Genomic DNA, 11,532 nt, shown 5'->3' on the forward strand with positions numbered 1-11,532 from the left:
GTATGGAGCTGCAGAGGCTGCTGGAACGCGAGCGCGAACTCGACGAGCTCGTCTCCGGCGCGCGTGCGTCGCTGGCCGGGCGAGGCGAGGTGCTGCTCGTGCACGGCGAGGCCGGCATCGGCAAGTCGAGTCTCGTGCAGGCGCTCCGCACCGATCCGCCGAGCGGATGCCGCGTGCTGGTCGGGTCGTGCGACGCACTCGCCACGCCGCGAACCCTGGGCCCGCTGCGCGACCTGATCCCGTTCGTCGGGGAGCGCCTGGCGGCGGCGCTCCGCGCGGGCGATCGCGAGGAGGTCTTCGACGCGCTGCGCGACGAGCTCGCCGAGGCCCCGGGCACCGTGCTCGTGATCGAGGACGTGCACTGGGCCGATGAGGCGACGCTCGATGCCCTGACCTTCGTCGCCCGGCGGGTCGAGACGCTTCCGGTGCTCGTCGTGCTGACCTACCGCGACGACGAGATCGACCATGGGCATCCGCTCGCGCGCCTGCTCGGCGACCTGCACGTGAACGTGCGGCACCTCGCCGTTCCGCGGCTGACGCCGGGGGCCGTCGCCGCCATCGCGGTCGATCGCGGCCTCGACCCGAAGCAGGTGTTCGACCTGACGCAGGGCAACCCGTACTTCGTCGGCGAACTCGTCGCGTCGGCGGATGCCGTGCACGTGCCGCGCTCGGTCGTCGACGCGGTCACGGGTCGGCTCCATCGCCTGCCGGTCGAGGCTCGAGGCCAGGTCGAGCAACTCGCCGTGATCCCTTCGGCGGTCGCGAGTGCCGAGGTCGCGCGACTCGTGCCGGGGGGAGCCGCGGCGCTCGGCGCGGCCGAGGAGCGCGGACTGCTGACGGTGCGGCCCGACGGCGTCGCGTTCCGGCACGAGCTGACGCGCCGGGCGATCGTGGACGCGATGCCGGCCGCACGGCGCATCGAGGTGAACGCCCGCGTGCTCGAGGTCCTGCTCGACCTCGGCGCGGATCCCGCGCGCATCGTGTCGCACGCCATCGCGGCCGGCGACGGCGAGGTCGTGGCCGTCTGGGCGCCGCGGGCTGCGCGCGATGCGGCCGTGAACGGGGCGCACCGGCAGGCCGCGGTGCACTACCGTGCGGCGCTCGATCAGGCGGGGCCGCGCGATCCAGTCGAGCGCGCCGACCTCATGCAGGCCTACGCGATCGAGCTGTACACGCTCGGCGCCGACCAGGAGGCGGTCGCCGTGCAGTCGGAGGTCCTGCGGGAACGGCGGGCGGCCGGAGACGCGACGGCCCTCGGCGCGAGCCTCCGCTGGGCGTCGCGCTTCCACTGGCTGGCCGGGCAGCGGCCCGAGGCCGAGGCCACGGCTCGTGAGGCATCCGCATGCCTCGCAGACTCCGACGACCACGCGCTGTTCGCGCTCGCGCTCAGCAACGAGGCGCAGCTCGCGATGCTCGCGCACGACCTGCCCCGCACGCTCGAGCTGGCGCCGCGAGCGGTCGCGATCGCGCGTGAGACCGGTGACCGACGGGCCCTCTCGCACTCCCTGAACAACCTCGGCACGGCCCGCCTGCTCCTGAACGACGAGGCCGGCATCGCGGAGCTCACGGAGGCGGCCGAGGTCGCCGCGGCCGGGAACCTCATGGACGACGCGGCCCGCGCACACGTGAACCTCGTGTGGAGCCTGCTCGACCAGTACCGGCTCGATCTCGCCGAACGCCATCTCGACGCCGCGCTCGAGTTCTCGGAGCGCGCCGAGGTGATGGGGCTCTGGACGTACCAGAAGGTGGAGCGCGCGCGACTCCATCTCGCGCGCGGCGAGTGGGACGAGGCGCTGGCCGCGGCCTCGTTCGGCCGCGAGGCGTTGCCGCACGCGCACTGCGTTGCGCTCACGGTCATCGGCACCGTGCAGGTGAGGCGGGGCGACCCGCAGGGCGACGAGACCCTCCGCGACGCCCTCGAGGTGGCGACCAGGCTCGGGGAGCTGCAGCGCACGGGCCCGGTCGCCGTGGCCATGGCGGAGGCGGCGCTCCTGCGCGGGGCTCCGTCCGAGGCGATCGCCGTGGCGAGGCCGGCCTACGAGGACGCGGTGCGGCTCGGCGCCGTGAACCAGCGTGCCGAGCTCGCCGTCGTGCTGCGGAGGGCCGGCGCCGCCGATGTGTCCGACGCGATGCCGCCCGACGTCGACCATCCGGCCGCGGTCCAGGCGCGGGGCGACTGGCGACGGGCTGCCGACCTCTGGCACGCGGCGGGCGCGCCCTACCAGGAGGCCGACGCGCTGGCCGAGAGTCCGCACGCCGACGATCTGCTCGAGGCGCTCGCGATCCTCGACCGGCTCGGGGCGATGCCGCTCGCCCGTCAGGTCAGGGCCGAGCTGCGTGCCCGTGGCGTCCGCAGCATCCCGCGCGGGCCCGCGGGCACGACCAGGCGCAATCCGGAGGGACTCACCGACCGCCAGCTCGGGGTGCTCGTGCTGCTCGCCGAGGGACTCACGAACGCCGAGATCGCCGAACGGCTGGTGGTCTCGGTGCGCACGGTCGACAGCCACGTCGCCGCGATCCTCATGAAGCTCGACGTGACGACACGGCAGGACGCGGTGCTGGCGGCGCGCCGTCTCGGGATGCTCTCGACCTGATCTCGGTAGGCCCGACGCGGGATCTCGGTATCCGTCGCCGATGAGCGGCGGGCATGCCCGGCCGTAGAACTGAGGTGTGCTCGAGAACGGGCGCAGTCGAGCGAATCGAGGACAACATGAACATCGCAGGCGTCGACCCGGGCCGGGTGCCCGCCGGCCCGATCACCCCGGTCGGCACCAGCAGCCTGATCGGTCGGATGTCGCGGCGCATCGGCATGCTCGTCGCCTCCGCGGCCGACGCGCGCCGCCGACGCCCCGCCCCGAGCCGTGAGGAACTCATCGAACTGCACGAGCGCCGTCAGGTCGCCCAGCGCCTCCGCGAGGAGCAGTTCCAGAGCGTCGTGGTCGGCCGACTGCTGTGAGCGGCGACCCGAACGGAGCACGTGAACGAACGAGAGGGCGGCGCCGGAATCCCGACGCCGCCCCTTCCCAGCTCGCGGCGCCGAAGGTCTCGGCAGCCGCGAGGTCTCTCAGCTACATGGGTTGCCGCGGCGTCGGCGGACTCGTCGGCGGGCGACGGCGCGGTCGTGAGGAGCGCCGCGATGAGCGCCCCCAGAAGGAACGTTGCGACGAATCGCAAGCGTTTGCGGGGGGCGACGACACCGGACGCGCGGTCGATCGGATGGTCTGACATGGGAATGAACCCTTCGCAGATCAGCGATTCTCCGGCCGGGAGTCCGGGTGATTCGCGTCACCAGCGCGTCGATGCGGCGGCCGCGTCACGATGAGGACTGCCCCCAAAGATAGGCACAGGGCGGAATTCAACGCAAGCGGTTCGTCGGAATTCTGCAAGCGCTTGCATTAACCTTCCGGCCACTGCTAGCTTCGGCTCCAATGTCGGTGGCACGCAGTCGTGCCCGGAATCGGGAGTCAAGGATGACGCAACAGGCACGTGCTCGAAGCTGGTTCGCACTCGCCGTCTCGACCGCCCTCGCAGCATCCGCCCTGGCCGTCGTGCCCGGTCTTGCTGCTGCGGCCGAGGAGCCCCGCACGTTCGCCCTCGTCGGCTCGCTGCAATCGGAGCTCGGCTGCGCCGACCTCGGCGCGAGCGCCGGCGGCGACTGGGAGCCCGCGTGCCCCGAGACCGAGCTGCTCGCCACCGCGACGCCCGGCGTGTACGCGGCGGACTTCACGGTTCCCGCCGGCACGTACGAGTACAAGGTCGCGGTGAACGACACGTGGGGGGAGTCGTACGGCGTGAACGGCGGTGGCGACAACATCCCGCTCACGGTCGCGGGCGACACGGCGGTCCGCGTGGTCTTCGACGACACCCTCAAGCGCGTCGGGCTCGAGTCCACCGGCATCCGGGGCGCCTACGCCGACGAGGCCGACGCCGCGCTCGTGGCCGACCCGGTGCGCCAGCCGGGCAGCGACGAGACCTTCTACTTCGTCATGACCGACCGGTTCGCGAACGGCGACCCCTCGAACGACCAGGGCGGTCTCACGGGCGACGCGCTCACGACCGGCTTCGACCCCACCCACAAGGGCTTCTACAACGGCGGCGACCTGCAGGGCCTGCGCGATCGCCTCGACTACATCGACGGCCTCGGCACGACGGCGATCTGGCTCACCCCGAGCTTCAAGAACCGCGCGGTGCAGGGCGAGGGCGCGAACGCGAGTGCCGGCTACCACGGCTACTGGGTCACCGACTTCACCCAGATCGACCCGCACCTCGGCACGAACGCCGAACTCGAGGCCCTCATCGCCGAGGCCCACGACAAGGGCATCAAGGTCTACTTCGACATCATCACGAACCACACGGCCGACGTCATCGACTACGAGCAGAAGGAGTACTCGTACATCGACCAGGCGACGAGCCCGTACACCGACGCCGACGGCGCTGAGATCGACCTCTCCGACTACGCCGACGGCACCACGCCGTTCCCGACGCTCGACGCGGCGACGAGCTTCCCGTACACGCCGGTCGTGCGGCCGGAGGATGCCGACCTCAAGGTCCCGGCCTGGCTGAACGACCCCACGCTGTACCACAACCGCGGTGACTCGACGTGGGAGGGCGAGTCCGTCACCTATGGCGACTTCGTCGGCCTCGACGACCTCATGACCGAGCACCCGACCGTCGTCAACGGCTTCGTCGACGTGTACGACCAGTGGATCGACCTCGGCATCGACGGGTTCCGCATCGACACCGCGAAGCACGTCAACTTCGAGTTCTGGGAGCAGTGGTCGACGCAGGTGCTCGACTACGCGCACGCGCACGACAAGCCCGACTTCTTCATGTTCGGCGAGGTCTACGACGCCGACCCGCAGAAGCTCTCGCCCTACGTGCGCAAGACCGACATGAACTCGGTGCTCGACTTCACCTTCCAGTCGCAGGCCGTCAGCTTCGCCGCGGGCAACTCGGCGAAGAACCTGCAGTCGCTGTTCGCGGGCGACGACTACTACACGACCTCCGACTCGTCGGCGACGGCATTGCCGACGTTCCTCGGCAACCACGACATGGGCCGCGTCGGCTCGTTCCTGCAGTCGACGGATGCCCCGCTCGAACGCGACGAGCTCGCGCACGAGCTGCTCTTCCTCACGCGCGGCCAGCCGGTCGTCTACTACGGCGACGAGCAGGGCTTCGCGGGCATCGGCGGCGACCAGAGCGCCCGCCAGACCCTCTTCGCGAGCCAGGTCGCCGAGTACCAGGACCAGCCGCTGGTCACGGGCGAGAACGCGGGCAGCGTCGATCGCTACGACACGGATGCCCCGCTCTACGAGCACATCGCGGCGCTCTCGGCGCTGCGCCAGGCGCACCCCGCCCTCGCGACGGGCGCCCAGATCGAGCGCTACGTCGACAACGGCGCGGGCGTGTACGCGTTCAGCCGCGTCGACCGCACCGAGAAGGTCGAGTACCTCGTCGCCGCGAACAACGCGAACGAACCGCGCACCGTCGAGGTGCCGACGCTCACCGTCGGCGGCCAGTTCTCGGTGCTCTCGGGCGACGGCACCGCGGTCACGGCCGACGCCGACGGCGTGGCATCCGTGACCGTGCCGGCGCTCGGCGCCGTGGTGTGGAAGGCCGATCGCACGGTCAGCGCACCCGACGCGGCAGCCGCCATCACCGTCTCGACCCCCGCGGCGGGCGCGGGCGTCACCGGCATCACGCCGGTGGTGGCCGACGTCGACGACGACACGTGGCAGGAGACGAGCTTCGCCTGGCGCGTGGCCGGCGCGACGGGTGACGACGCCTGGCACGCGCTCGGCACCGCCGAGGACACCAGCCCCCGCGTCTTCCACGACACGGCGGGCCTCGCGAACGGCACCCTCCTCGAGTACCGCGCGGTGTCGACGGATGCCGCTGGCCACCGCTCGGCGGCCAGCACCTACGCGAGCGTCGGCAACGCCGTGAACCTCGTCGAGGAGGAGGAGCCCGAGCAGCCGATCGACCTCGTGACGATTCCGGGCAGCCACAACTCCGAGATGGGCTGCGCGGGCGACTGGGCTCCGGGCTGCGAGGTCGCGAAGCTCACGAAGCGCGCCGACGGCATCTACGAGGGCACCTTCACGATCCCGGCGGGCGACTACGAGTACAAGGTCGCGGTCAACGGCAGCTGGGACCTCAACTACGGCGCGAACGGCGAGCCGAACGGCGGCAACGTCTCGTACACGACCGACGGCACCCAGCCCATCATCTTCTTCTGGAACCCCGAGACCCACGTGGTCTCCTCGACCGCCGAGGGCCCCGTCGTGACGCTGCCCGGCAGCTTCCAGTCCGAGGTCGGCTGCCCGGGCGACTGGCAGCCCGAATGCCTCGCCTCGCTCATGCAGGACGGCGACAAGGACGGCGTCTACACCTTCTCGACCAGCCGCATTCCCGATGGGGCATACGAGACGAAGGTCGTGCACGGCCGCAGCTGGGATGAGAACTACGGCGTCGGCGGCGCGCCGGGAGGCGGCAACTACGCCTTCACGGCGACCGGCGGCAAGCTCGTCGAGTTCCGCTACACCCTCGCGACGCACGTGCTCGAGATCATCGTGAGCGACCCGCCGCTCGCGGGCACCGGGCAGACGCGCGCGCACTGGGTGAGCGAGGACACGCTGGCCTGGCCGGCCGAACTGCTCGGCGCGGCATCCGCCGATGACACCGTGTGGACCCTGCAGCACTCCGACGAGGCGACCCTTGCGGTCGTCGACGGCGAGGTCACGGGCGGCGGCGAGCCGATCGAGCTCGAGCGCGACCCCGCGGGCCTCACCGACACGCAGCTGGCGAAGTTCCCGGCGCTCGAGGGCTTCGTCGCGCTGCACCCGGTCGGCCTCGACCGCGGTGACGTGCAGCAGCTCCTCACCCGTCAGCTGGCGGTCGCGCAGACGACCGACGGCGAGCTGAGCGCCTTCACCGGCGTGCAGCTGCCCGGCGTGCTCGACGACCTGTACGCCGACGCCGTGGCATCCGCGGCCCTCGGCACCGGCTGGCACGGGAAGAAGGCCGATGCGACGCTCTGGGCGCCGACGGCCCGCGACGTGGCACTCGAGCGATGGGATGCCGGCGCCACCGGCGACCCCGAGCTGCTCGCCGCCGAGTGGAACGCCGAAGACGGCACCTGGACCGTCGAGGGCCTGCGCAAGGGCGACGAGTACCGGTGGTCGGTCGACGTCTTCGCCCCGACCACGGGCGCCTACGAGACGAACTCGGTGACCGACCCGTACTCGGTCGCGCTCACGCCGAACTCGGCACGCACGGTCGTCGTCGACCTCGACGACGCCTCGCTCGCCCCGAAGCAGTGGACGAAGGCGAAGGCGCCGGTCGTCGAGCGCCCCGTCGACCGGGCGATCTACGAGCTGCATGTTCGGGACTTCTCGATCACCGACGAGTCGGTGCCCGAGGACCAGCGCGGCACGTACAAGGCGTTCACGGCGGACTCTGCCGGCACGGCGCAGCTGAAGCAGTTGGCGGCCGCGGGCATCAACACCGTGCACCTGCTGCCCACCTTCGACATCGCCACGATCGAGGAGGAGCGCGACGCGCAGGCGACGCCCGAGTGCGACCTCGCGTCGTACGGGCCGGCATCGCCCGAGCAGCAGGCGTGCATCGACGCGATCCGCGATCTCGACGGGTTCAACTGGGGCTACGACCCGTTCCACTTCCAGGCGCCGGAGGGCTCCTACTCGGTCGACGCCGACGGCGGCGCCCGGGTCGAGGAGTTCCGCGAGATGGTCGGCGCCCTGCACGGCATGGGCCTGCAGGTCGTGCTCGACCAGGTGTTCAACCACACCGCCGAGGCCGGCCAGGGCCAGAAGTCGGTGCTCGACCGCATCGTGCCGGGCTACTACCAGCGCCTGAACGCAGCCGGCGCGGTCGAGACCTCGACCTGCTGCCAGAACGTGGCCACCGAGCACGAGGTCGCCGAGAAGCTCATGGTCGACTCGGTCGTGCTCTGGGCGAAGGAGTACAAGGTCGACGGCTTCCGCTTCGACCTCATGGGCCATCATTCGAAGGCGAACATGCTCGCGATCCGCGCGGCGCTCGACGGGCTCACGCTGAAGAAGGACGGCGTCGACGGGTCGAAGGTCTACCTGTACGGCGAGGGCTGGAACTTCGGCGAGGTGGCGAACAACGCGCTCTTCGAGCAGGCCACGCAGGGTCAGCTCGGCGGCACGGGCATCGGCACGTTCAACGACCGGCTGCGCGACGCCGTGCACGGCGGCAGCCCGGTCGACGGCACGTCGACGTTCCAGCAGGGCTTCGGCACCGGCCTCGGCACCGACCCGAACGGACAGCCGGGCACGCCGTCGCAGGCCGACCAGCTCGCCGACCTCGGGCACCAGACCGACCTGGTCAAGCTCGGGCTCGCGGGCAACCTGCGGGCGTACGAGCTGACGGATGCCGCGGGCGAGACCGTGCGCGGCGACGAGCTCGACTACCGGGGAGCGCCCGCGGGCTACGCCGACCAGCCCGACGAGGTGATCAACTACGTCGACGCCCACGACAACGAGACGCTCTACGACCTCTCGGTGTTCAAGCTGCCGACCGACACGTCGATGGCCGACCGCGTGCGCATGAACACGCTGTCGCTCGCGACGGTGACGCTCTCGCAGTCGCCCTCGTTCTGGCACGCCGGCACCGAACTGCTCCGCTCGAAGTCGCTCGACCGCAACAGCTACAACTCGGGCGACTGGTTCAACCGCATCGACTGGACCGGCCAGGAGTCGACGTTCGGGTCGGGCCTGCCGAACGAGGCCGACAACGGCGAGAAGTGGCCGATCATGACGCCGCTGCTCGAGAACGCCGCGCTGAAGCCGGCGCCCGCCGACATCGCCGCGGCCGAGGCTTCCGCCCTCGACCTGCTGCGCGTGCGCTCGTCGGTCGACCTGCTGCAGCTGGGCTCGGCTTCGCTGATCGACGAGAAGGTCTCGTTCCCGAACAGTGGAGCGGATGCCACGCCGGGCCTCATCACGATGCTCGTCGACGACCTGGTCGGCGCCGACGTCGACCCGGAGCTCGACGGCGCCCTCGTGGTGTTCAACGCCTCGCCCGAGGCGGTCACCGAGCAGGTCGACGGCCTCGAGGGTCGCGGGTTCGCCCTCGCGAAGGGCCAGGCATCCGGTTCCGACGCGGTCGTGAAGACGACGAGGTGGGATGCCGCGACGGGCTCGGTCACCATCCCGGCTCGTTCGGTCGCGGTGCTGGTCGACGAGCAGCCGCCGCCCGCCGTGGCGACGGTCACGGTCGCAGCGCCGAACAAGCTGCTCGCGAAGGCCGGATCGGCGGTCAAGGTCGTCGGCCAGACGTTCGCGGTCGACGGCGGTCGCCCGGTCGGCACGATCACCGTGCTCGACGGTGGCACGGTCGTCGCGACGGCGACCCTGAAGGCGTCCGACCGCGGTCGCTTCCAGCTCGACCTGCCGAAGCTCGGCAAGGGCCTGCACCTGATCCGCACGTCGTTCGACGGCGGCGAGGGCTTCGGCGACTCGAGGTCGCTGCCGATCCCGCTGCTGATCTGGTGATGCCTGCGCCGGTCGAGGAGGCGGCCTCCTCGACCGGCGGAGCGTCGGCCGTCAGCCGCGCGCGAGGGTGAGCGGCACGGTGCTCGCGCCGGTCGAGAAGTGGATCACCGGCGTCGCGCCCGAGCAGTCGTACGGGGCCGACGTGATCGGCGAGGCGAGGATCTGCTCGGTCACGGGCGTGCCGTCCATCGCGACGCCGTCGACCGTGACGTCCATCGAGAGCGCGTTCGTGTCGTTGCTGGTGCGCAGCGTCTCGCCGTCGACGGCGTACTGGCCCGACAGGGTTCCGCCGAGCGTCGCCTCCGCCGGCAGTCCCGCGATGTCGACGGCGAGCGTCAGGGCGGGCGTGTACGCGTAGGTGCCGTCCTCGGCGAAGGACAGGCCCGCGCTGCCGGTCGGGTCGTAGACGATCGCGTACTCGGCGAGGTCGACGTTGACCTGGTCGTAGTAGCGCTGCATCTGGTCGTCGGAGAGCACCCAGTCGCCGACGAGGCAGTTCGAGGGCTCAGCGCCGGCGGCATCGTCGGTGGCGGCATCCGTCGCCTGGCCGGTCGCGGTCGGCTTCGGGGAGCCGGAGGGTGCGTCGCTCGCGTCGCCGGAGGGGGATGCCGTGCACCCAGCGAGCGTCAGCGCCGCGAGCGCGACGATCGTGCCGGTCAGGGCGAGCCGTGGACGAGCCTGCATCAATGCCTCCTGTAGGGGGAACTCCGTGGCGCCCGCGCGCCGACGGGCGAGTGCGTGCATTCTCTCACCGGGCGGTGTCCGTTCGGGGTGCTCCGGACGAGGTTCCGGCACGTCGAGGCGCGGTGGCGACGTGCGATCAGGCGCCGGAGGTCGAGGCAGCCGCCGCGAGCACCGCATGGCAGCGGCCGACGCGCTCGAGCCACCAGTCCGTGCGCTCCGGCGAGGCCGCGTACCGGTCGAGCAGGGCTGCGTCGGGCACGACCCGGCGCACGTCGATCGCGCCGTCGACCGGCAGCAGCGGCGAGCCCGTGACCTCCGCCGCCAGCAGCGAGGCCGTTCCGAGCCCGCAGTCGTAGTCGAGCTCGGGGACGGATGCCGCGAGCGCCGCGCCCATCGCGAGCCCGACGCTCGTGTCGAGCGCGCTCGAGACGACCACGGGCAGGCCGGCGAGTTCGACGATGCGGAGCGCCCGGCGGATGCCGCCGAGGGGCTGCGCCTTGATCACGAGCAGGTCGGCCGCGCCCGCCTCGGCGACGGCGAGCGGATCTTCGGCCTTGCGCACGCTCTCGTCGGCGGCGATCGGGATGCCCATGTACGTCGTGCGCAGGCGGATCTCGACGAGGTCCTCGATGCTGCGGCACGGCTGCTCGACGTACTCGAGGTCGAACTCGGCGAGGGCGTGGATCGCGTGCTCGGCCTCGTCGACGTTCCACCCGGCGTTCGCGTCGAGACGGATGCGGCCCTCGGGGCCGAGCACCTCGCGCACGGCGCGCACCCTCGCGACATCCTGCGCCAGGGTCTGGTCGCTGGCCGCGACCTTCACCTTCGCGGTGCGGCAGCCGGGGAAGCGGGCGAGCACGGCGGCGACGCTGTCGGGGTCGACGCCCGGCACGGTCGCGTTCACGGGGATCCGGTCGCGCAGGGCGGGCGGGGTCGCGTTCCAGCCGTAGTCGATGGCACCCACGAGCCAGGCGGATGCCTCGTGGTCGTCGTACTCGACGAACGGGCTGAACTCGGTCCAGCCGTGCGGCCCCTCGAGCAGCAGTGCCTCGCGCACGTCGATGCCGCGGAACCGCGTCACGAGGGGCAGCGCGACGACGCGGGCGGTGGAGAGCAGGTCGTCGAGCTCAGGCAGTGTCATGAACACATCATCGCAAGCGGCCACCGGCACTGCTCATTAGACTCGCGCGAGTGACCGGCACGTTGATCGAACCCCGCTTCCCGCTCGACATCGACGGCGTCGCGCGCCCGTCGCGATCCCAGGCGCTGCTCGACGCGGTGCGGGTGAACGTGGTCATCGCCGACG

5 protein-coding genes are annotated in these 11,532 nt (G+C 71.6%); 3 read left to right on the top strand and 2 right to left on the bottom strand.

Annotated elements, in window-relative coordinates; all coding sequences use genetic code 11:
* Positions 1-2 precede the first annotated feature (2 nt).
* The 3 genes from ABIC29_RS00890 (at position 3) to pulA (ending at position 9,542) form a co-directional block, all read left to right on the top strand.
* On the top strand, positions 3-2,594 hold the full coding sequence (locus tag ABIC29_RS00890; protein WP_354241906.1) for an ATP-binding protein: 2,592 nt from the start codon (positions 3-5) through the stop codon (positions 2,592-2,594).
* Positions 2,595-2,710: 116 nt separating this feature from the next.
* Entirely contained in the window at positions 2,711-2,956 is a 246-nt protein-coding gene (locus ABIC29_RS00895; protein ID WP_354241909.1) for a hypothetical protein, read from the top strand.
* A gap of 514 nt (positions 2,957-3,470) precedes the next feature.
* Positions 3,471-9,542 (top strand): pullulanase-type alpha-1,6-glucosidase, encoded by a 6,072-nt coding sequence (gene pulA, locus ABIC29_RS00900; protein WP_354241912.1) that lies wholly within the window; start codon positions 3,471-3,473, stop codon positions 9,540-9,542.
* A 51-nt stretch (positions 9,543-9,593) separates the two neighbouring features.
* On the opposite strand, the gene ABIC29_RS00905 is transcribed toward pulA, so the two are convergent.
* Positions 9,594-10,226, bottom strand: coding sequence for a hypothetical protein (locus ABIC29_RS00905; RefSeq protein WP_116080436.1), 633 nt, complete (start codon positions 10,224-10,226; stop codon positions 9,594-9,596).
* 136 nt (positions 10,227-10,362) lie between these two features.
* Positions 10,363-11,367, bottom strand: a complete 1,005-nt coding sequence (locus ABIC29_RS00910; protein WP_354241915.1) for an o-succinylbenzoate synthase — start codon at positions 11,365-11,367, stop codon at positions 10,363-10,365.
* Positions 11,368-11,532: the final 165 nt, after the last annotated feature.

Origin of the sequence: Agromyces sp. PvR057 (genome assembly GCF_040547485.1) — a bacterium.
GTDB lineage: Bacteria > Actinomycetota > Actinomycetes > Actinomycetales > Microbacteriaceae > Agromyces.

Bases quoted from the DNA above. Each gene is read 5' to 3' on its own strand.
- ABIC29_RS00890 (WP_354241906.1), top strand. From the start codon at position 3: ATGGAGCTGCAGAGGCTGCTGGAACGCGAGCGCGAACTCGACGAGCTC.
- ABIC29_RS00905 (WP_116080436.1), bottom strand. From the start codon at position 10,226: ATGCAGGCTCGTCCACGGCTCGCCCTGACCGGCACGATCGTCGCGCTC.
- ABIC29_RS00895 (WP_354241909.1), top strand. From the start codon at position 2,711: ATGAACATCGCAGGCGTCGACCCGGGCCGGGTGCCCGCCGGCCCGATC.
- ABIC29_RS00910 (WP_354241915.1), bottom strand. From the start codon at position 11,367: ATGACACTGCCTGAGCTCGACGACCTGCTCTCCACCGCCCGCGTCGTC.
- pulA (WP_354241912.1), top strand. From the start codon at position 3,471: ATGACGCAACAGGCACGTGCTCGAAGCTGGTTCGCACTCGCCGTCTCG.